Source organism: Burkholderia humptydooensis (genome assembly GCF_001513745.1).
Lineage (GTDB): Bacteria > Pseudomonadota > Gammaproteobacteria > Burkholderiales > Burkholderiaceae > Burkholderia > Burkholderia humptydooensis.
Window position 1 is genome coordinate 599,738 of record NZ_CP013382.1, and the last position, 23,836, is coordinate 623,573.

The 23,836-nt window shown below is 72.1% G+C and carries 2 protein-coding genes; both read left to right on the forward strand.

The window, feature by feature from the left end; genetic code table 11:
- Nucleotides 1-20: 20 nt before the first annotated feature.
- Nucleotides 21-14,588: an SDR family NAD(P)-dependent oxidoreductase gene (locus tag AQ610_RS21805; protein WP_045554765.1), complete on the forward strand. Its 14,568-nt coding sequence runs from the start codon at nucleotides 21-23 to the stop codon at nucleotides 14,586-14,588.
- 1 nt (nucleotide 14,589) lies between these two features.
- Nucleotides 14,590-23,775 (forward strand): alpha/beta fold hydrolase, encoded by a 9,186-nt coding sequence (locus tag AQ610_RS21810; protein WP_045554696.1) that lies wholly within the window; start codon nucleotides 14,590-14,592, stop codon nucleotides 23,773-23,775.
- Nucleotides 23,776-23,836: the final 61 nt, after the last annotated feature.

Below are 23,836 nucleotides of genomic sequence, written 5' to 3' on the forward strand. Positions count from 1 at the left end.
GCGCCTCCCACGGAAATCTCATGGCTAATTATCATCTCGACATCTTTGGGCAGGTGGAGCGCAACGGCCTGCCGCGCGATGCGGCGCTCGATCTGCTGCGCCATTACCGGCGTTCGGGCTGCGTCGACGACACGGGCGCGGTGCGCTGGCTGCATGCGCCGCCGGCCGACGCGGCACGCCGCGCGAACGGCGGCGCGCGTGCGCTGCTGTACTGCGCGCTGACCGGACGCGAATTTTTCCTCGCCGATCATCGGGTCGACGGCGTGCGCGTGCTGCCGGCCGCCGCCTACTTCGAATTCGTGCGCGCCGCGCTCCGGCATGCGGGCTTCGCGTCGGCGGAAGGTTTCGCGCTCACGCACGTGAGCCTCGAACGGCCGCTCGCGATCGACGGTGACGGCGACGATGCGGACCGGCTGCTCGTCGTCGAACTGCTGGCCGACGCACGCGGACGAATCGGCTTCACGCTCGCCTCGACCGGGCGCGCGCTTGCCGAGGTCGCGCCATGTCTCGACGCGAGTCCGCGCGCGGCGCTGGCCGCCGACGCGGGCTTGAGCGTGCACTGCACCGGCGTCTACCTGCCGGAACCGATGCCGGGCGTCGATGCCGGTACGGAGGCCGAAACAGGGGCGGATACCGAAGCCGATGCGCCCGACGCGAGATCCGGCGCGCCCGTCTACGACGCCGACGCCTGCTACCGCTTCTTGGCCGCACGCGGCTTCGAATACGGCGCGCGGCAGCGCGCGCTACAACGTATCGTGCTCCACGGGCCGCACCGACTGCACGCCGATCTCGCGCTGCCGGCGCCGCTCGCGGCGAGCCTGCCTGCCATGTGGCTGCATCCCAGCCTGCTCGACGGCGCGCTGCAGGCCGCCGCCGGCTTCTATCTGGCGGAGCCGGTCGGCGCCGAACCGGGGCTGCCGTTCGCGGTCGACGAGATCGCCGTTTGGCGCGCCTGCGAACCACGGATGCGGGCGCGCGTGACGCGCCACGCGGCGGACGCCGGCGCGACGACGCGCCTCGACGTCGCGCTGTACGGCACGGACGGCCGGCTTTGCGTCGCGCTGAAGGGGCTGACCTCGCGCACCCGGCGCGCGCGCGCCTCGCGCGACGACGCGTTGCTGCTCGCGCGCCCCGAATGGCGCGACGAGCCGCTCGCGGCCGACGCGCGCGCCGCGCGGCAACCGGCGCGGCACCGGATCCTGCTGGTCGGCGATCTCGGCCGAGACGGCGAAGGCATCGCGCCCGGTGAGGCCGGCGCGGCGGACGCGCTCGCGGCAGCGCTGCAGGCGCGATGGCCGGCCGGATCGGCGCGGCCGGAGATCGTCCGCGTCGAGTGCGGCCCGGCCCCGGAATGCGACGATCCGATCGAAACCAGCCTGCGCCTCAAACACTGTCTGCAGGACTGCTTCGCAACGCCGTTGCAGTTATCCGAACGATTGCTGGTGGCGATCGACGATGCGTCGCCGCTCGTGCGCAGCGCGCATGCGATGCTGAAATGCGTCGCGGCCGAATATCCCGAGTGCGAAACGCGGTGCGTCGCGTGGGCAGCGCGCGCCGGCGTCGGCGAGATCGCCGACGCGCTCGTCGACGAGGCGCTCGCGCGCGACAGCGCCGACTACGTGCGCTACGCGGCGCGCCGCGAGGCCAGGCGCTGGGCGCCGCTCGCAGCCGATGCGCCCGCGCATGGATGGCGCGACGGCGGCCGTTACCTGATCAGCGGCGGCGCCGGCCATCTCGGCCTCGCTTTCGCGCACGACATTGCGACATCGGTCGCCGCGCCGCGCCTCTTCCTGCTCGGCCGGGGCGACCCCGACGCGCTCGACGCGCGGCAGCAGGCGCGTCTGCGCGAGATTGCCGACGCGGGCGCCCACGTGACGCGCTACCGTGTCGACGTGACCGATGCCGACGCGCTTGCCGAGGTGGTGGCGCGCATCGAGCGCGAGCACGGCCCGTTGCACGGCGTGCTGCATGCGGCCGGCGTGGCTGAGGACGGCCTGCTCGTGAACAAGACCGACGAGACGTGGCGACGCGTGATGCGGCCGAAGGTGCTCGGCGCCGCGAACCTCGATCGCGTGACGCGACATATGCCGCTCGACTGCTTCGTGCTGTTTTCGTCCGGCAGCGCCGTATTCGGCAATGTCGGACAAAGCGACTACGCGGCGGCGAACGCATATCTGGCCGCGTATGCGGAACGGCGGCACGCGGCGGTCGAGTCCGGGCGCGCGCGCGGCCGATCGCTCTGCATCCACTGGCCGCTCTGGGACGGCGGCATGGCTGCCGCGATGGCGGATGCGGAGCGGCTTCATCGCGCAACCGGCATGCGGCCGATGGATGCCGCGCTCGGCGTCGAAGCGCTGCGCCGTGCGCTCGCGGCGCCATGCGTCGAACTGGTCGCGGCCGCCGGCGATCGCCGGCGGCTCGAACGGAGCCTGACGGGCGCCGCCGATGCGCAGCTCGCCGAGGCCGGCAGCGCGAGTGCCGGCGCCGCGCCCGCGCCGGAACGGTCACGCGCCGATGCGGCGGCCCTGCGCGGCGCCGCCGCGCGGCTGCTTCAGCGGATCGTAGCCGGCGAGTTGAAGCTGCCGCCCGAACAGTTGCGGACCGACCAGCCGCTCGACCAATACGGCATCGATTCGGTCGACATGATGAAGGCGACGCGCGAGCTCGAAAAAACGTTCGGTATCCTGCCGAAGACGCTGTTCTTCCAGTACCCGTCGATTGACGAACTCGCCGTACATTTCGCCGAGCGGCATTTCGCTGTGCTGGCCGCAATGGCGGCGCCGGGCGCGGCCTCGCGCACCGCGCCGACCGCCGCGCCTCGCGCGGTCGAGGGGCTGATCGAAACGCCGGCCGAAACGCCGGCTGAAGCGCCGGCCGAAGCGCCGGCCGAAGCGGCGGCTGAAGCGCCGATCGCCCGGCGCGCCTTCGACGCCACCGCGCCGGGCGACGCGGCGCGTTCGGACATCGCGATCATCGGCCTGTCCGGACGCTACCCGCGATCGGCCGATGTCGCCGAGTTCTGGGACAACCTCGCGGGCGGCGTCGACGCGGTCCGCGAGATTCCGGCCGAGCGTTGGGACTGGCGCGCGTTTCACCGCGACGGCGACGGCCATCGTCCCGGTGCGCACGCGAGCCGGTGGGGCGGTTTCATCGACGGCGTCGACGAATTCGATCCGCTGTTCTTCAACATCTCGCCGAGCGAGGCGGAGATCATGGACCCGCAGGAGCGCCTGTTCCTGCAGCATGCGTGGGCCGCGCTCGAGGATGCCGGCTACTCGCGCGGCCGCCTCGCGCGTGAGAGGCGTGAGCGCGAGGCGGCCGGCATCGGGACCGGCGCGGGCGAGACGGGCGTCTATGTCGGCGTGATGTATAGCGAATACATCCAGTGCGCGAACAACGATCCGGAACGACTCGTCGGCAGCAGCTACGCGAGCATCGCCAATCGCGTGTCCTACGCGCTCGATCTGCGCGGCCCGAGCCTCGCGATCGACACGATGTGTTCGAGTTCGCTGACGTGCCTGCACCTCGCCTGCGGCGAACTGGCCTCGGGTGGCATCGGCATGGCGCTCGTCGGTGGCGTCAACCTGAACCTGCATCCGAACAAGTACCATCTGCTGAGCCGCGGCCGATTCGTATCGCCGCGCGGCCGCTGCCACAGCTTCGGCGCGGATGGCGACGGCTACGTGCCGTCGGAGGGCGTCGGCGTGGTCTGCGTGAAGCGGCTTGCCGATGCGCAGCGCGATGGCGATCCGATCTACGCGGTGATCCGGGGCAGCGCGATCAATCACGGCGGCAAGAGCCAGGGCTACAGCGTGCCGCAGCCGCAGCGCCAGCAGGACGTGATTCGCCAGGCGCTGAAGCAGGCGCAAGTCGACGCGCGCGCGATCAGCTACGTCGAGGCGCACGGCACGGGCACCTCGCTCGGCGATCCGATCGAGATCGCGGGGCTCGCCGGCGCCTTCTCGCGCGATACGGCCGACACGCAGTTCTGCGCGATCGGCTCCGTCAAGTCGAACGTTGGCCATTGCGAGGCGGCCGCGGGCATGGCCGCGCTCACCAAGGTGATCGGCCAGATGCGTGCCGGCGAGCTGTTCCCGTCGCTGCACGCGCAACGGCTGAATCCGCATATCGATTTCGCGGCGAGCCCATTCGCCGTGGTGCGCGAACGGCGGCCGTGGGCCGGCGTGGCGGGGCGCCGGATCGCCGCCGTCTCGTCGTTCGGCGCGGGCGGTTCGAACGCCCATTTCGTGCTGCAGGACTATGCGCGGCCCGGCGACGATGCCATCGACGACGAAGGCGGCGGCGCCTGCCTCGTGCCGCTGTCGGCACGCACGCCCGAGCAACTGGCGCAGCAGGCCGGCGCGTTGGCCCGCTATCTGGCCGACTGCGCGCGGGCGCCGGGCGGCGCACGTCACTGGCATCGCCCGCCCGCGGGACTCGCGAGCATCGCCTATACGCTGCAGACCGGGCGCGAGCCGTGGGAGGCGCGCGTCGCATTCATCGCGACGTCGCGCGACGAACTGCTTGCGCTGCTCAACGGCTATCTCGACGGCCGGCCTGACCCGCGCCGCGTGTTCTCCGGCACGCGCGCGAGCGGCAGCCGACTGCTGCCGCTGTTCAGCGCGGACCAGGACAGCCACGCGCTCGTCGAAAACTGGTTCGCCAAAGGCAAGCACGCGGAGCTGCTGACGGTCTGGGCCGAGGGCGTCGATCTCGACTGGGCGCGCTTGTATGACGGCGTCGGGCCGCGCCGGCCGCGCCGCGTCAATCTGCCGACCTATCCGTTCGCGCGCGAGCGCTACTGGCTGCCGGTGCCCGACGTCGATACGCCGCATGCGGCGCCGGAGCGCAGCGGCGGCGCCGACATCGCGGCTGCGCCGAGCCTCGGCTACCGCGTGCCGGACTGGGAACGCTTGCCGGACGCGGCGGCAAGCGACGCGCGCGCGCGCATGGCCGAATCGGAGCCCGACGTGTTGCTGTGCGGCTGGGACGCCGACGCGGCGCAACGGCTCGCGGCGTGCTGGCCGGCGGATTGCGGCCGCATCGTCGGCGCTGCGGCTCATGCCGACACCGAAGCCATCGACGAGGCGTTTACGGAGCTGGCGCTGGCGGTGTTCGCCAATCTGCAGGCGCGGCTCGCCGCCGCATCCGGCGCAGCCGTGCGCGTGCAGTTGCTCGTGCCGCCGGGCGAGCGCGGCGAACTGCTGAGCGCGCTGGAAGCGATGCTGCTCAGTCTCGCATTCGAATACCCGGGCTTCGCCGGCCAGCTCGTGCTGTGCGGCGAGGTGACCTCCGATGCCGCAGCGCGCGCGATGCGCGAGCAGGCCGAGCTGGCCGCACGTCATCCGCACGCCACACTGGTCCGCTTTCACGACGGCGAGCTGTCGCGCCGCGTGTGGCGCGAGACTGACGCGAGGGAGCCGGCCGGGTCGCCGTGGCGCGAAGGCGGGGTCTACCTGATCACGGGCGGCGGCGGCGCGCTCGGCATCGTGCTCGCGCGCCATCTCGCGCGTGAAATGCCGTCCGCGACTCTGGTTCTGGTCGGCCGACGCGCCGCGTCCGAACTGGCGGGCACGCCGGCCGGCGCATCGCTCGACACGCTGCGCGCGCAAGGCGTCGCGGTCGAATACCGCGCAGCCGACATCAGCGATCGCGCGGCCTGCGAGCAACTCGTGGCCGACGTCGCGCGCGCGCACGGCGCGCTGCACGGCGTGTTCCACGCGGCCGGCGTGGCCCGCGACGGCGCCGCGTCGCACAAGACGGCGCAGACCTTGCGCGAGGTGCTCGCGCCCAAGGTGGCCGGCACGGTGAATCTCGATCGCGCGACGCGTCATCTGCCGCTCGATTTTTTCGTGCTGTATTCGTCATTGTCGGGCGCGATGGGCAACGCGGGCCAGAGCGACTATGCGACGGCCAACGCTTTCCTTGACCGCTACGCGGCGCGGCGCGAGGCCCGCGCCGCGGCGGGCGCCTGTCGAGGCCGCACGATATCGATCGGCTGGCCGTGGTGGGACGGCGACGGCATGGCGCCGGACGGGCATGCGGCGCGGCTGCTGCGCGAGGCGGGCATGTTGCCGCTCGGCGCCGACGACGGCATGCGTGCGCTGAAATGCGCGCTCGCGCATGCGGGCGAACACCTGCTGGTGGTCCATGGCGACGCGGCGCGCATGCGTGCGGCCGCGCAGGCCGGCGAAGCGAGCGCCGTGCCGGCCGGGCGCGGCACATCGCCCGCGGCGCGCGACGGCGCCGATCTCGACGAGCGCGTCACCGGCCGGCTGCGCGAACTGCTCGGCCGGCTCTGCAAGCTGTCGCCGCAGCGCATCGACCCGCGCGCCCAGTTCGAGAACTACGGTGTCGATTCGGTCCGCGTGATCCATCTCCAGCAGGCGCTCGGCAAACACTATCCGGGCATCGGCAGCGCGTTGCTCTACGAACACACGACGCTCGCGAGTCTGGCCGCGCATCTGGTCGCGCAGCATCCGGTGCAAAGCCGCGCTTGGGCCGGCGAACCGGAACATGCCGATGCGCCCGCCGCGCCGGAGGCCGAGCCGCCTCGCGCAACGGGCGGCGACAACGTCCGCCGCGCGATCGGCGGCGATGCGGCGCGCGCCGCCGCGAACCCTGGCGACGAGGATCTCATCGCGATCATCGGCATCGCGGGCCGCTATCCGAAGGCCGCGAACCTCGCAGAATACTGGCGCAATCTCGCGGGCGGCGTCGATTGCATCGACGAGATTCCGGCCGAGCGCTGGTCGCTCGACGGATTCTACGTCGCCGACAAGGACGAGGCTTCGCGCACCGGACGCAGCTACAGCAAGTGGGGCGGCTTCCTCGATGGGTTCGCGGATTTCGATCCGCAGTTCTTCTCGATCGCGCCGCGCGACGCCTGGCTGATGGACCCGCAGGAGCGCCTGTTCCTGCAATGCGCGTGGGAGGCGCTCGAGGACGCGGGCTACAGCCGCGAGGCGCTCGTCGAGCGTCATCGGGCGCGCGCGGGCGTGTTCGTCGGCGCGACCAAGACGGGTTTCGAGCTGTATGGGCCGCAATTCTGGCGTCAGAACAAGGCCTTTCTGCCGCGCACCTCGTTCGGCTCGATCGCGAATCGCGTGTCGTACTGCCTCGACCTGACCGGGCCGAGCCTCGCGATCGACACGATGTGCTCGAGTTCGCTCGTTGCGATCCACGAGGCCTGCGAACGGCTGCGCCGCGGCGATTGCGACATCGCGATCGCGGGAGGCGTCAACCTGTACCTGCATCCGGCCAACTACGTCGCGCTGTGCTCGGGCCACATGCTGTCGCCCGAAGGGCGCTGCCGCAGCTTCGGCGCCGGCGCGGACGGTTTCGTGCCGGGCGAGGGCGTGGGCGCCGTGATCCTGAAGCCGCTCGCGCTGGCGCGGCGCGACGGCGATGCGATCCATGCCGTGATTCGCGCGAGCGGCATCAATCACTCGGGCAAGACGCACGGCTACATGGTGCCGAGTCCGGCGTCGCAGCAGGCGCTGATTCGCCTGACGCTGGCGCGGGCCGGCTGCGATGCCGCATCGATCGGCTATCTGGAGGCGCACGGCACGGGCACGGCGCTCGGCGATCCGATCGAGTTTCGCGGCCTCGTGCAGGCATTCGGGGAACGCGGCGCCGGCGTGCAGTGCGCGCTTGGTTCGGTGAAATCGAACATCGGGCATCTCGAGGCGGCGGCGGGTATCGCCGCGCTGACGAAGGTCGTCCTGCAACTGCGCCACCGCAAGCTCGTGCCGACGCTGCATGCCGCCGAGTTGAATCCGGAGATCGCGCTCGACGGCAGCGGCTTCGTGATGTGCGACATGTTGCGCGACTGGACGCCGCAGCCCGGCGCGGATGCGCCGTTGCGGGCCGGCATTTCGTCGTTCGGCGCGGGCGGCGTGAACGCGCATCTGATCGTCGAGCAGTACCGCGACGCCGAGGCGGACGCCGCCGCGCGCAACGGTGCGGACGAGGGGGCAGCGCCGGCCGTGTTCGTGCTGTCCGCCCGCAACGCGGATAGGCTCGACGCGTACCTGGACCGCATGATCGCGTTTCTCGCCGATGGCGGCGGCCCGCTCACGGCGCTATGCCGCGAACTGCAGACAGGCCGCAGTGCGATGGCGGAACGTTGCGCCGTCGTCTGTCGTTCGACGACGGAACTGCTCGAGGTGCTGCGCGCGCATCGGCGCGGCGAGCCGGTCGAGGGCTTCCACCGCGGCCGTATCGTCGATGTCGATGTCGCCGCCGATGCCGATGCGGTTGCGCCGGACGATCTCGATGCCTGCGCGCGCGCCTGGGTGCGCGGCGCCGACATCGATTGGCGCGTCGGGCAGGCTCCGCCGTGCGCGCGGCCGGCTCGTGCGATCGCCGTACCGACCTATCCGTTCAAGCCGCAGCGTTTCTGGCTCGATACGCTCGCGCCCGCGCTGGCGCTCGATGTTGCGGCGGGTGACGCCGTCGCGCGAGCCGCCGACGCCGCGACGGGCGGGCCGCACGCGTCTTGCGCCGGCGCGATCCGGCTGCCCGCGCCGCGCCGCTTCATCGCGCCGGGCGGCATGCTGTCCGACGCGCGGATCACGCTGATGTCGCCGGCCGAAGCCGCGCGCTCCCGATCGGCAGCGCATTCTCCCCAACCCGACTCGACGGCGCGACGCGCGCCGGCCGCCGAGCCGCTCATCGCGCGGCGCGACGACGCGCATCCCTCGCTGCGCCATGTCGATCTGCCCGCCGGTTGGAGCGCGGCGGATCTGGTGGCGCGGCTGACCGAGCTGTTCGAGCTGTTCGAGCGCCCGGTGTCGGGCGAGCCGGTCGACGCCGTGCTGCTGCACGGCCCGCGCGACGGATTTCACCACGCCCTCGACGATGTGCCCGACGGCGCGCTCGCCCGGCTCGTCGCCGCGATCGGAGGCGCGCCGCCGGTCGTGCTGGCCGCGCTCCCTGGAGATGCGATCGGTCTCGGCTGGTTGATCGGCGCCGCCTGTGATCTGCTGATCGTCGACTCGGGCAGCCGCTACGGCTGCGCGACGCCCCCGTCCGGTGCGGCCGAAGAACTGCTGAGCGCGCGCTTCGGCGCGCGGCCCGGCGCCGCCGCGATGCTGTCGGGCGCGGTGCGCACGGGCGAGACCTGGCAGGCGGCGAATCTTGGCCTGCATGCGGTGCCCGCGCAGGCGATGGGCGGCGAGGCGCTCGCGGCGACGCAGGCGCTCGTCGCCGGCGGCGGCCGCGCGGCCAGCCTGCTCAAGGCGCACTGGCGCGGCGCGTTCTTCTCGGAGGCTGGCGCGCTCGGCGCGCCGTCGTCGTGGCCGGTGCTCGCGGATCGCGCACACGAGCCCGAACTCGCGGACGTCGCCGCCGCGGCCGATTCCGGCCGGCCAGTGGCGCTGCCGCATTCGTGCGTCGAGCTGACGCTCGACGATGCCGGCGTCGCGGTCGCGCGAATCTCTGATCCGGCCACCCGCAACGCGTTCACGCCGGCGCTCGTTGCCGCGATGGAGGCGGTCGTCGCTTGGGCGAGCGAGACACCCGGGTGCAAGGTGCTGATCCTGACGGGCCACGGCCACTATTTCGCGACGGGCGGGACCCGTGAGGGCCTGCAGGCAATCCAGCAGGGCAACGCGAAATTCACCGATGCGCGTCTCTACGAGCTGCCGCTCGCCTGCCCGGTGCCGGTGATCGCGGCGATGCAGGGCCACGCGATCGGCGCGGGCTGGGCGATGGGGATGGCTTGCGACGCGGTGCTGTTCGCCGAGGAGAGCGTCTATCACAGCCCGTACCTGTCGTATGGCTTCACGCCGGGCGCGGGCTCCACGCTCGTGTTCCCGATGCGGCTCGGCCTCGACCTGGGCCGGGAAATCCTGCTCGGGGCGCGGCCTTACAAGGGGCGCGAGTTGCGCGAGCGGCTGCCCGGCCTGTCGGTGGCGCCGCGCGGCGAGGTGCTCGCGCGGGCGCGCCGGATTGCTGCGCAATGGTCCGCGCAGCGGACACGCAACGAGCTGATCCGCGACAAGCGGCAAGCGCTTGCGGCGCTCGCGCAGGCCATGCCTGCGGCGATACGCAAGGAACTCGCGATGCACGAACAGACGTTCCATCACAACCCCGACGTGGCGCGGCGGATCGATCGCGCGTACGGTGTCGGCGCGACGCCGGCCGCCGACATGCCGAGCACGCCCGCGCGCGATCTGGCGGCCTTGCTGAAGTCGACGCTGGCCGCGGAAATCCAGCTATCCGCCGACGAACTCGACGACGAGGCGGGCTTCGTCGATCTCGGCCTCGACTCGGTGACCGCCGTGACCTGGGCCCGCACGCTCGGCCGGGCGTTGTCGATCGAGCTGACGCCCGCGCACGTCTATCAGTATCCGAGCGTCGCGAAGCTGCTCGCGTACCTGCGCGAAGCCACGGATGGCGTGGCCGTGCGCGGCGACGTCGGCGGGGCGGATGCCGTGCCGGCCGCCGCGCCAGCGCCCGGGCCGAAACCCCAGCCAACGCTCGAGCCGACGCCCGCGGCAGCGGCCGGCATCGCGATTGTCGAGATCGTGCGGCAGACGCTTGCAGCCGAGCTGCAGCTCGACGCGCAGGACATCGACGCGCACGCTAGCTTCGTCGACATGGGGCTCGACTCGGTGACCGCGGTGACCTGGGCGCGCAAGCTGCATGAGCGGCTTGCCGTCGACCTGTCGCCGACCCAGCTTTACCAGCATCCGAACGTGGCTGCGCTGTGCGCCCATCTATCCGACGCGGGCGCGTCGGCCGGGCCGGACGCGGCGGCGCACGCGGCTGCGGATCGCGCCGCGCGGACAGCGGCATCGGAACCGGCGTCTCGGCCGGCGCTTCAACCTGCGCCGCCCAGCATCGCTGCGCAGGCGCCGGCACTCGCGACCGTCCAGGCGCCGCCCGCCGTCGGATCGACACCCGAGCCGCCGCCGACGCCCGCGGATGCGCCGCGTCGCGCCGCGTCGGCCGAGCGCGTCGACATCGCGATCATCGGGATGGCCGGCCGCTTTCCCGGCGCGGCCGATCTCGACGCGTTCTGGCGCAACCTCGTGGAAGGGCGCGACAGCATCGTCGAGGTGCCGCCGCACCGCTGGTCGCTCGACCGCCACTACGACCCCGATCCGCAGGCAAAAGGCAAAACCTACAGCCGCTGGATCGGCCTGCTCGACGACGCAGACGCGTTCGACGCCGAATTCTTCGGCATCTCGCCGCGCGAGGCCGAGCATATGGACCCGCAACAGCGCGTCTTCATGGAGAACTGCTGGCACGCGATCGAGCACGCGGGCTACAACCCGTTCAGTCTCGCCACGCAGCGCACGGGCCTGTTCGTCGGCTGCGCGACGGGCGACTACGCCGATCTTGGCCGGCGCGACGAGGCGGGCGCCCAGTCGTTCATGGGCGGCGCGAGTTCGATCCTGTCGGCGCGCATGCCGTATTTCCTCAATCTCGACGGCCCGTGCCTCGCGATCGATACCGCCTGTTCCTCGGCGCTCGTCGCGGTCAACGAGGCATGCAACAGCCTGCTGCTCGGCAACTGCGACCTCGCGATCGCGGGCGGCGTCTGCGTGATGGCCGGCCCGACCCTGCACATCCTGTCGAGCAAGGCCGGCATGCTGTCGCCGACCGGCCGCTGCCGCACTTTCGACGGCGCCGCGGACGGCTTTGTCCCAGGCGAGGGCGTGGGCACCGTGCTGCTGCGCCGGCTCGACGAAGCGCTTGCCGCCGGCGACACGATCCACGGCGTGATCCGCGGCTGGGGCATCAACCAGGACGGCCGCACCAACGGCATTACCGCACCGAATCCCGACGCGCAGCGGCGTCTCGCGAGCGGCGTCTACCGCCGCTTCGGCATCGATCCGAAGCGGATCATGATGGCCGAGGCGCACGGCACCGGCACCAAGCTCGGCGATCCGATCGAGGTACGGGCGCTGACCGAAGCGTTTCGCGAATTCGATGCCGGCACCGGCTACTGCGCGATTGGCTCGGTCAAGAGCAACATCGGACACCTGGCCCTCGCGGCGGGGATCGCGGGGCTGCTCAAGGTGGTGCTGAGCCTGCGGCATCGAACGATTCCGCCGACGCTCCATTGCGAGTCCGTCAACGAGCATATCGATCTCGCGCGCTCGCCGTTCCACGTGCCGCGCGTGGCGCAGGCGTGGCGCACGGCCGACGGCGCGCCGCGGATGGCCTGTGTGAGCTCGTTCGGCTTCAGCGGAACCAACGCGCACATGGTGGTCGAGCAAGCGCCGGCGGCCGCGCCGCCCGCGATCGCCGACGCGGCCTCGCGCGAGCAGTTGGTGGTGTTGTCGGCACGGCGCCCCGAGTCGCTGAGGGCCGCCGCCGCGCGGCTGCGCGATGCGCTCGTGGCGCAGGACGCGGCCGTTTCGGCGCCCCGTCTCGTCGACGTGGCCTATACGCTGCAAATCGGCCGCGCCACCTTCCGGCATCGTCTGGCGATCGTCGCTTCGTCGCTCGCCGGCCTGATCGAGCGGCTCGATGGCTGGCTCGCCGGCGGCGTCGATCTGCGGGCCGGCATCCACGAAGGCGCGGCGCCGGCCGCGCAGGCGGCCGACCGCTCGGCGCGCATTGCCCGGGCGCTTGCCGATGGCGATCCGCATGCGGCGGCGGCCGTCTGGGTCGCGGGCGGCGAGACGGGCGGCGAGGCGCGCGCGTTCGACGGCCTGTCGCCGCGCCGGATCGCGCTGCCGGGCTACGCATTCGTGAAGTCGCGCTACTGGATCGGCGGCGCGCCGCCGGTGATCGACCCGCCGCATTCGGCCGCATCGATTGCGTCGCCTGCATTGACGGCATCGACAGCGTCGGCAGCATCGACAGCATCGACAGCATCGACAGCGCGCGGCCTCGGCAAGCGGATCGCCGTGATCGGCGCCGGACCGGCCGGGCTCGTGATGGCCAAGTCGCTGCTCGAGGAGGGGCACCGGCCGGACGTGTTCGAGCGGCAAGCCGATCTCGGCGGCGTCTGGCTGCTGCACACTGAGAACAAGCGCGCGGGCGCCTACCGCAAGACGCGCTTCCAGACGTCGAAGTACACGAGCGCGTTCTCGGACTTCGACGGCGCGCCGGTCGACGGGCACTTTCATGGCGTCGCCGACATGCATCGCTATCTGCGCGACTACGCCGAATGTTTCGGCGTGACGGAGCGGATCCGCTATCGCACCGTAGTCCGCCGCGTCGAGCCGCACGGCGAGCAGTGGCGCGTCACCACCGAACGCGACGGCGTCGCGCATACCGGCATTTACGACGGCGTCGCGCTGTGCCAGGGGCTGTACTGGAAGCCGTGGCGGCCCGAGTTCGCCGGCCTCGATACCTTCCGGGGCACGATCCTGCATTCCGCCGAATACGTCGACGAGCGCTGCCTGAACGGCAAGCGCGTGCTGATCGTCGGCAACGGCATCAGCGGCATGGACATCGCGGAGGAGGCCGCGCGCGGCGCGAGCCAGGTGATCTGGACCATGCGCCGGCCGAAATTCATCATGCCGCGCATGACGGGCTTCGTGCCGAATGATTTCCAGTCGCCCGCGAGCCTGCTCGCGAACGTTGATCCGGCGCAGATGATGGAGCGCGTGCGCTATTCGATGCCGGAGTATTTCCGCCAGTACCAGGACAGCGGTCTGCTGCCCGATCTCGACGATTTCCGTCGCCAGCCGGTCGTGCAGATCAACGACGGCATCGTTTCGCTCGTCGCGAGCGGGCGCGTGGAGGCCGTCATCGACGAAATCGAGGCGTTCGACGCGCACGGCTGCCGCTTCCGGCGCAGCGGGCGCTACGTCGAGATTGACGCCGTGGTGTTCTGTACCGGCTACCAGATCGACGAACGGCTCGATTGCCTGCCGGACGTATCGATGCGCGCCGATTTCGCGATGGGGATCTTCCATCGCGAGCGGCCGAGCCTTGTCTCGACCTCGTGCCCGCTGCCCGTCGCGTACTCCGGCACCTTCTTCTTCCCCGAAATGGTTGCCCGCTGGTACGCGCGCGTGATGTCGGGCCGTGCGGATCTGGCCGGCAGCGAGCTCGACTATCGTCTCGACCGGCGCCATGCGGCGATCAACGGACCGATCGCGAACGTGGTGTTCGGGCTGCGGCTCGGCCTGTTGCCCGATCCGGCGCGCGAATTCCGCGAGTTCTGGCGGCTCGTGAATCTGCCGCCGTTTCCGCCGATCTATCGGCTGCGCGGCGAGCATGCGGACCCCAACGCGGCAGCGCGCCTGGCGGCGCTGAACCGCCGCAATCTGACGAGCGGCAGTGCCGGTGCGGCGCTCGACACGGTCCGCTACCGCCTGCTCGCAGGGCTAGGCGACGCGGCGCTGCGCGAGCTGCTCGCGCGCGGCGAGATCGACGAGGACGACTGCCGCCATGCCGGCCGGCACGCGGCCGACGCGATCACGCTCGACTGGAAGCGGCAATACATCCTGCGCGATGACGGCGCCGAGCCGCCCGGCGGCGAACCGGCGGCGGAACGCGCGCCGAGCCCGGGCAGCCCCGAGTGGGACGACTACCGGACGCTGTTGGCGCGGCTCAGGGCCGGGGAGCTGGACATGCAGGGCGTGCTGCACGCCCTGGCGAAACAGGACGACTGACATGAGCGACAACTTCAAGGCGTTATTCGATCGGCTGCGCAACGGCGCGCTCGACGAGGCTGACGGGATCGCGTTGCTCGCGCGTCTGCGCGATGCGTTGCGCGCCGACGACGCGGGTCGTGCGGGGGGCGCGGCCCCGGACGCGACCGGCGTCGATGCGGCGCGCCTGCCGCGTTTCGCGACGCCGCACTGGCATGCGCGGCCGTATCGCGAGGCGTCGGCGCAGGCGTTCGACACGGTGCTGTTGGTCGGCCAGGCGTGCGTCGCGGCTGCCTGGGGCGACGAACTGGCCGCGACCTTTCCGGGGGCGCGGATCGTGCGGATCGAGGCCGATGCGCAGGCGCCCGACGCGACGCGGCCGGAACCGGCGTTTCGCGCGCTCGACGCGGTGGGCGATGGCGCGCGCGTGGCCGTGCTGCTGATCGACGATCTCGCGCCGGAGCGCGCCGAACACGACGCCCACGCGCCCGATCGCTATCTGGCGTGCGTGCTGTCGGCCTTTGCGCTGGTGCGCGACCTGCTCGGCAGGCCCATCGCGCGCTGTCATCTGCTGCATCTGACGCCGCTGCGCCATGCGTTGCCGATCGGCGCCGCATGGCACGGGCTCGCCAAGAGCGCCGCGCTCGAAAGCCCGCGCTTCGCGAGCGGCGGCGTCTGGCTGTCCAACGCGGACCTCGGTCGCGCAACGCCCGCATTGGCCGCGCGCGAGCTGGCCGAGTTGGCGCCAGGGCAGTATCGCGACATCGGATGGATCGACGGCCGGCGCTGCGAACGCGCGCTTGCCGCGAAAACCGACGCGCTGGTCGCGCCGGCGGCCGAGCCGTTCTCGCGCGGCGAGACGGTCCTGATCACGGGCGGGGCGGGGGCGCTCGGTCTTGCGATCGCGGCGCGCCTGACGAGCCGTTTCGCGCTGCGCGTGGTGTTGTGCGGGCGCCGCTCGGCCGACGCGCTCGATGCCCGCCAGCGCGACTGGCTCGCGCGGCATCCGGCGGTCCGTTATGTCTGCGCCGACGTGAGCGATGCGACCCGGGTGCGCGCGCTGCTGGCGGAGTTCGGCGGTTCCGCGCCGCTCGCCGCGATCTTTCACGCCGCGGGCGCCATCGACGATGCGCCGCTGCGCGCGAAGCCGCTCGACGCCATCCGCTCGGTGCTCGCGCCGAAGGTGCTCGGCACGCAACTGCTCGACCGCCACGCGGCTCGTCTCGGCGTGCGCTACTTCGTTTGCTTTTCGTCGATCGCATCGTTGGCCGGCAGCGCCGGCCAGGCGGATTACGCGAGCGGCAACGGCTTCATGGATGAATATTGCCGGCTGCGGCAGGCGGCCGCCGACGCCGCGGGCGGCTGCCGCTACCTCAGCATCAACTGGCCGTACTGGCTCGAAGGCGGCATGCATGCCGATCCGCGTCGCCTCGAGCGGCTTGCCGCCGACAGCGGCCTTACGCCGCTCGGCATGGACGACGGCATCGACAGTCTGCTGACCTTGCTCCAACGTCCGGCGCCGCAGGTCGTCGTGCTGCCGGGCGAGCGTGCGGCGATCGACCGCGTGTTTCTCTCGACGCCGCAGCCTCCGCAGCCTCCGCAGCCTTCGCAGCCTCCGCAGCCTTCGCCGCCTCCGCAGACGCCCGCCGCGCGCGGCGCAGCGGACGATCTGCAGGACGGTCTGCGCGAGCTGGTCGCGCGGACGCTGAAGATGGAGACGGAGGCGATCGACGCCGACACGCCGTTCAGCAACTATGGCTTCGACTCGATCCTGCTGACGGAACTCGCGACCACGATCGGCCAGCGCTATCCCGGCCTGGCACTCGAGGTCGGCGTGTTCCTCGACCATCCGACGCTGCGCGAGCTGGGCGACTGGCTGCGTGCGCGCCTGCAGGCCGCCTGCGCCGGCGATGGCGACACGAGGGCGTCACGGCCCGGCGCCGCGGCGCCGCGGGCGGCCGATACGCTGCTCGACGGCTTACGTGCACAGGCCTCGACGATCCTGAAGCTGCCCGTGGCCGACATCGGCATCGAAACGCCGTGGTCGGAATTCGGTTTCGATTCGATTAGCCTCAACGAATTCGCGACGCTGATCGCGCGCGACTTCCCGACCGGCCCGCTCGCGACGGATCTGTTCCTGTCGTGCTCGACACTCGCCGAGCTGGCCGCGCATCTCGCGGCGCGCCTGCCGGCCGCGCCTGGGGCGCATCGCGCGCACGAGTCGGCGCCGCCGCATGCCGATCCCGCGCCGGCCGCGGCCGAGGAGATCGCGATCATCGGCATGGCCGGGCGCTTTCCCGGCGCGAACGACCTGGCCGGCTTCTGGCGCAATCTCGTCGAGAATCGCACCGCGGTGACGACGATTCCGGAGGACCGCTGGCGCTGGCAGGATTACGCGGCCGGCGAGCCGGGCAAGACTGATTGTCGTCACGCAGCGTTCCTGACGGCGATCGACCGCTTCGACGCCGCGCATTTCCGCATCTCGCCGCGCGAGGCGGAACTGATGGACCCGCAGCAACGGCTGCTGCTCGAATGTGCGTGGGAGGTGTTCGAGAACGCGGCGATCGCGCCCGATTCGCTCCGCGGTCGGCGGATCGGACTGTTCTTCGGTGCGGAGAAGAACGACTATTTATCGCTGATCGCCGACGCCGATGTTGATGTCGACCCCTACATCAACATCGGCAACGCGCATGCGATGCTGGCCAATCGCGTGTCGTTCTTCTTCGGCCTGACCGGGCCGAGCGTCACGCTCAATACGGCGTGCTCGAGCTCGATGGCGGCCATCCGGGCGGCGGTCGCGAGCCTGCGCAGCGCGGAGTCCGAGATGGCGCTCGCGGGCGGCGTGAACATCCTGCTGAGCCCGGGCCTCTTCGTGCTGAACCGCAAGATGGGAATGCTGACCGCGAGCGACCACATCAAGCCGTTCGACCGCGACGCGTCGGGGCACTTGTTCGGCGAAGGGCTCGGGCTCGTGCTGCTGAAGCCGCTCCGCCAGGCGTTGCGCGACGGCGATCCGGTGCACGGCGTGATCCGCGCCGTCGACGTGACGCACGGCGGCCAGGGCCGTTTCCTGACGGCGCCGCATGCGCCGTCGCACGAGGCGCTGATCCGGAGCGTGCTGGCCCAGGCCGGCGCGTCGCCCGCCGATGTCGATTACCTGGAGGCGCAAGGCAGCGGCGATCAGTTGACCGACCGCATGGAGCTGGAGGTCTATCACGCGCTGTACGGCGCCCGCGCGGGCGGTGAGCCGCTGCCGATCGGCAGCGTGAAGGGGCACATCGGCCATCTCGGCGCGGCGTCGGGCGTGACGGCGCTGATCAAGGTGCTGCTCTGCCTGAGCCATGACCGCTTGTTGCCCGTGCTGCACCACCGGCATCTCAACTGGCGGCACGACGAACCGTTTGCGGGCCGGCTGCTGACCGAGCATGCCGAGTGGCGCCCGAAGCAGATCGACGGACGCCGCGTGCCGCGCGTCGCCGCTGTGCACAATTTCGGCTATGGCGGCGTGAACGGGCATCTGCTGGTGCGCGAATCGCTGCCCGCGCTTGCCGTCGACGCGTGCTGGCCGGCCGTCGCGCGACTGTGGGTGATGTCGGCGCGCACGGCCGTTCAACTGCGGCAGAGCGTCGAGCGGCTTGTCGCCTATCTGCGCGACGGCGGTCATCGATTGCACGGCCAGCGCGAACCCGGGGTCGAGTCGATCGCCTGGACGCTGCAGGCCGGCCGGCAGCCGCTCAATCACCGGCTTGCCTTGCTGGTGGACGATGCGCCCGCAGCCGACGCGCTGCGCGCGGCGCTCGCGCGGCTCGAAGCCTGGCTCGAGGACGGACGCGGCGACGCGCGCCTGCTGACCGGCATCGCCGACGGTGTCGGTCCGGCGCACGGCGAGGCGTGCGATGACGTGATGCGCATCGCCGCGCGCTGGGTCGGCGGTGCGCGGATCGACTGGGCGGCCTGCTATGGCGACACACGGCCCATGCGTCTCAGCCTGCCGAGCTACCCGTTCGCGGCGACCCGGCACTGGGTCACGCCGCGCGGCGGCGACGGCGCGGGCGCCCCGCGCGGCGGCCCGGCGGCGCCGATGGCTGCCGCGATCCGCGCGGGCGCGGCGCCGGGCGCACGCCCGCGCGCCTTCGCCGCGCTGCATCCGCTGCTGCATGGCCTGAGCGGGGCCGACCGCTCGCTGCGCTTCGTCAGCACCTTCTCCGGGGATGAGCCGTTCTTTCGCGACCATCGCGTGCGGGGCGTGCCGACGCTGCCGGGTGCGGCGTACTGCGAAATGTTCGTGGCCGCAGCCGCGCTCGCGACGCCGGAATGCGAGCGGCACGCGATCGGCTACCGGCTCGACAACGTTGTCTGGACCCGGCCGCTCGCGGCGGCCGACGGCATGGCCGGGATCGCAGTGACGATGGAGCCCGTTGCGACGCAGGGCCGCCAGACCGGCGTGGATGGTCGCGATGCGTTCCGCTTCACGGTCGGCAGCGCTCGCGCCGATGACGCGCAGCCGTATGCCCAAGGCATCGCCGTTCGGGAGCGGATCGAAGCGATATCCGCGCCGCCCGTCGTCGTCGTCGAGCAGTTGCCCGTCTATACGCGCGGCGCACAGATCGACGGGGCGCGGCTGTATCGGCGCTTCGCCGAACTGGGTTTCGATTACGGTCCGAGCCACCGGTGCATCGACGCGCTGTTCCACGACGGCGAGGAGGTGTTGGCGCGCATGCGTGCGCTCGAGCCGGACGCGCCCGGCACCGCCGGCTACCTGCTCGTGCCGGGCCTGCTCGACAGCGCCTTGCAGGCGTCGATCGGCTTCGGCCTCACGGCGCTCGACGCCGCCCGCGGCAGCGCCGCCGACGGCGCCGCGATGCCGCTATTGCCATTCGCGCTCGAACGGCTGCGTTGCCATCGCGCCCCCGGCCCATCGGGGCAAGTGCGCTGGGTGCGTTTGCGCCGGCGCGCCGGCGCGGCAGGCAGCCCGGTCGTGAAGCTCGATGTCGATCTGCTGGACGCCGACGGCCGGGCTTGGGCGAGCCTGGAGGGATACAGCGCGCGGCGCGTGAAGCCGGATACCGCAGCGAGCGTCGCACCGGCGTCGAGCGACGGCGCGGACAAGGCGACGACGGTGCCGATGCGTGCGCCGGCGGCCTGGCGCGACGACGGCGGCGCGCGCGTCTACCCGTGCCGCTTCGCGCCGGACGACCGCTACCTGCGTGCTCACCGGATCGACGGGCAGGCGCTGTTGCCGGCGGTTGCGCTGCTCGACCTGGCGCGGATCGTGGCCGAGACGCTGCCGCATGATTCCGCCGAGGTGCTGCGCATCGGCCGCGCCACGTGGCACAAGCCGCTGTTCGTCAGTGCGCCGGGGCGCGACGCGGTGCTGCATGTCGTCGCGCGCGACGACGCGTGGGCCGTCACGCTCGAAAGCGGCGAAGGAGAGGATGAGCCGGCGAGCGCTCATGCGCAGTGCGAGCTCGGCTGGGTCGCGGCCGCGCCGGGCGCGGACGTCTGGCACGATCTCGCGCACGGCGCCGCCGCGCCGCATGGGCTCGCGGGCGTCGTGCGCCGGTTCGGCGGCTCGCTCGCCGGCGAAACCGGCGATGTAGCGCGGTTGCCGAACCGCGTGCGGATCGTCGACGGCGACGCTGATGGCGACACCGTCCGCCTGACGCTCGCCTGCGAAACGCCGGCCGACGCCGCCGCCGACACTGCGGGCGCGTCGATGTTCGATCTGCTGTTCGCGATTGTCGATCTGTGCGGGCGCGACGGTGCGGCCAACGGACTCGCGGTGCCCTACGGAATCGACGAATGCCTGCTGTACCGGGCCTTTCCGCGCCAGGTGCGGGTGGCGATCCGCACGGCGCCGGGCGTGGCCGGCGCGCGCACGCGCAGTTGCGACATCCGTGTCGCCGATCTCGACGGCCGACCGGTGATGCGGCTCAAGCGGCTCGTGATGGTGACGTTGCGCGAGGACGCGGCGCCGTCGGCCGCGAGCCGGGCCGCCGACATCGCCGACGCGGCCCATGACGCGCGGCCGGCATTGCAGTGCCGCTTGCGCGCGCTCATCGGCGCGTTGCAGAAGATCGATCCGGACGAAATCGGGATCGACGACGATCTCACGCAGTGCGGCCTCGATTCGTTCAGCTTCACGGAGCTGTCGAACCGCCTGAACCGCCGCTTCGCGATCGACACGATGCCGACCATGTTCTTCGAGCACGGCACCGTCCGCGCACTGGCGGACGGGCTGCTGCGCGCGTATCCGAACCTCGCGGTCGGCCTGCTCACGGAGTGCCGCGCCGAACGGCGGGATGCGTCGCGTCCGGCCACGGCCGCGCCATCCGTTGCGCAAGGCGCCGAGGCGGCCGATTGCGCGCTGTCTCCGGCGCGAGCGCCGGGCCGCGCCGCTGGCGATGGCGAGGCGATCGCGATCGTCGGCATGGCGGTTCGCTTTCCCGGTGCGCGGACGCTCGATGCGTTCCGGCAGCGCCTGATCGCGCCGCACGGCGCGGGGAACGGCGCGGCGGACGAGCTCGATGCGGCCGCATCGAATCCGGCCGGCGCGGCAGGCGACGACGCTACCCCGGCGGCGCGTCCCGACGCGGGGACGTCGAACTGGTTCGGCGCCGATCCGGCGGCGTTGCCGGCCGACCGGCCGCTCGTGGCGGTGCTCGAAACCGCCTGGCATGTGTTCGAGGACGCGGGGATGGCGCCCGCCGCGCTGCACGGCAGCGATACCGCCGTCTACCTCGGCGTATCCTCGCCGGCGAAGCACGACGTGCAAGCGGATGACGCAGGCCTGCCCGCGGCAGCGCCCGCGCTGCATGCGTTGCCGAACCGGATCTCGTTCGAATTCGATTTCCGCGGCCCAAGCCACGCCATCGACACTGGCTGCTCGAGTTCGCTGGCCGCACTTGCGCGCGGCGTCGAGCATCTTCGGCAGCGACGTGGCGCGCTCGTCGTCGCGGGCGGCGTGGGTCCGATCGCATCGCATGACGCCGATGGCGCCATCGGCATGGTTCTGCTCAAGCGCATCGACGACGCGCTGCGCGACGGCGACCGCATTCACGCGGTGATTGCCACGGTCGCGGAGAACCACGGCGGACGCACGCTGTCGCCGGCCGCGCCAAGCGTCGACGCGCAGCGCGAACTGCTGGTCGCAGCATACCGGCGGGCCGGCGTCGACGTGGCCCGGATCGGCCATGTCGAGGCGCATGGCGCCGGCACGGCGTTGGCCGATGCGATCGAGCGCGAAGCGCTGTGCGACGCGTTCGCCGAGTTGAGAGGCGGGCAAGCCGTACCGGCGGATGCCCCGCGCTGCACGGTCGGCTCGCTCGGCCGGCGGTTCGGGCCGCTCGGGGCGGCGAGCGGCATGGCCGGCGTGATCAAGACCGCGCTGATGTTGCGGCTCGCAACGATCCCCGGCCATCCGCTGTCGCCCGATGCGAATCCCGGTGTCGATCTCGCCGGCAGCGGCTTGGCGATAGCCGGGGACGCGTCGCAGCCCTGGCCCGCGACGCGTGACGGCCAGCCGCGCTGTGCGGGCGTCAGCAGCTTCGGCGCAGGTGGCGCGAATGCGCACGCCGTGCTGCTGGAGTATCGGGCCGCCCCGGATCGCCAGGATGGGATCGGGGCGCCGGCGTCCCGCGTCTTTCTGCTGTCCGCGCACAGCGAGCCCGCGCTGCGCGCGCAGGCGCGCGCGCTGGCGGCGCATATCGCGCGGCACGTGCCGGCCGGCGAGGCTGGCGCAGCGGCGCTGCGCGACATCGCGTACACCTTGCAGACAGGGCGCGACGCGCTGGCTTGGCGCTTCGGCGTGGTGGCGCGAACGTCCGACGCGCTACAACAGCAACTGCGGCTGTTCGGTGACGCAGCGGCGGGGGCGGAGGCGGCGCTCGCGGATTATCGCGTGGCGCGCGTCGCCGAAGCACGCCACGAGTTCGACGGCGACGAAGACATGAGGGCGCTCGCACGGCAATGGCTCGAGAAAGGAAAGCTCGCATACGCGCTGCGCCTCTGGCTCGACGGCATCGCGGTCGACTGGCGGGCGGCCTGGGACACGCGCGCGGTGGCGCTGGCCGATCTGCCGTCATACCCGTTTGATCACGCGCTGACGCGGAGCGAGGCTCGCGCGGCCGGCGACGACGCGCTCGACGCTCGCGTGCGGCATCTTCTGGTCGACGGGCGGGAAGGGGACGGCGCGGCGAACGGGAATCCGCACGCTGATGCGCGCACGCTGATGCAGCGCGTGCGCGAGGTCGGCGATCTGCTCGGCGTCACGCTGAGCGTGGGCGATGCCTACCGGCATCGCGATGTCGGTGCGCTGCGCGCCGGCCTGCGCAAGCGCGCCCGGCGCGACGAGCTGGCCGGCACGGCTGCCGCGCCGGCGCCCGACGATCCGTTCGCGCGCTACTACCGGATGGCGTTCGGCGCGCTCGACGGATTCGGCCGCGAGTTGCTCGCGCTCGACGACGAGGTCGTGCTCGACATCCTGCACAACGTCGCGCCCGAAAAGCCGCCGCTGTTGTTGCTGATGCCGATGGCCTGCCTCGGCACGGCGTGGCTGCACCAGGTGCGCGCGTTCGCGGCCGACCATTCGGTGATCGTCTGCCACTACCCGGACCATGCGGCGAGCACCGGCGCCGATGCGCTGCGGGCGACGGGCGACGGCCTCGATGGCGTCGCGCGGCTCTTCTGGACGGCGCTCGACCGGCTCGGCGTCGACGCGCCGGTCCATCTCGTCGGCTGGTCGCTGGGCGGGCTCGTCGCGCAATGCATGGCGGGCGCCGATCCCGGTCGAGTGGCGTCGATGACGCTGGTGAACGCGCTCGACGCGCCGGGCAGGGACGGCATCGACCGCGCGATGCGCGTGCTCGTCGACGAGATCTCGACACAGGTGATGCCCGAGGTGGACCGTCATTTCGAGGGCGACCCGCGTGCGATCAAGGCTTGCTACGACGCGCGCATCCTCGACGTCTACCTGGGTTTCGCCGCCGACGCCGCAGCGCAGGCGCGCCTCGCCGATCCGCCGTTTCCGGTGCTGGTGCTCGCGGGCGGCTGCGACCGCGTGGTGCCGCCCGAGGTGGCAAGGCGCTTGCACGCGCGGCTCGGCGGCGCCGCGCTCGAGCTGCTCGACGAAGCCGGCCACTACTTGCCGATGACGCACGCGGGCTGGTTCAACGCGCGGCTGCGGCAGCACCTGGAGGTGACGGTCTGACCGTCCGGCGTCGCCGCGATGCGCGCGGCGGCGTCTTGCATCCGACCCATCCCATCGAGCC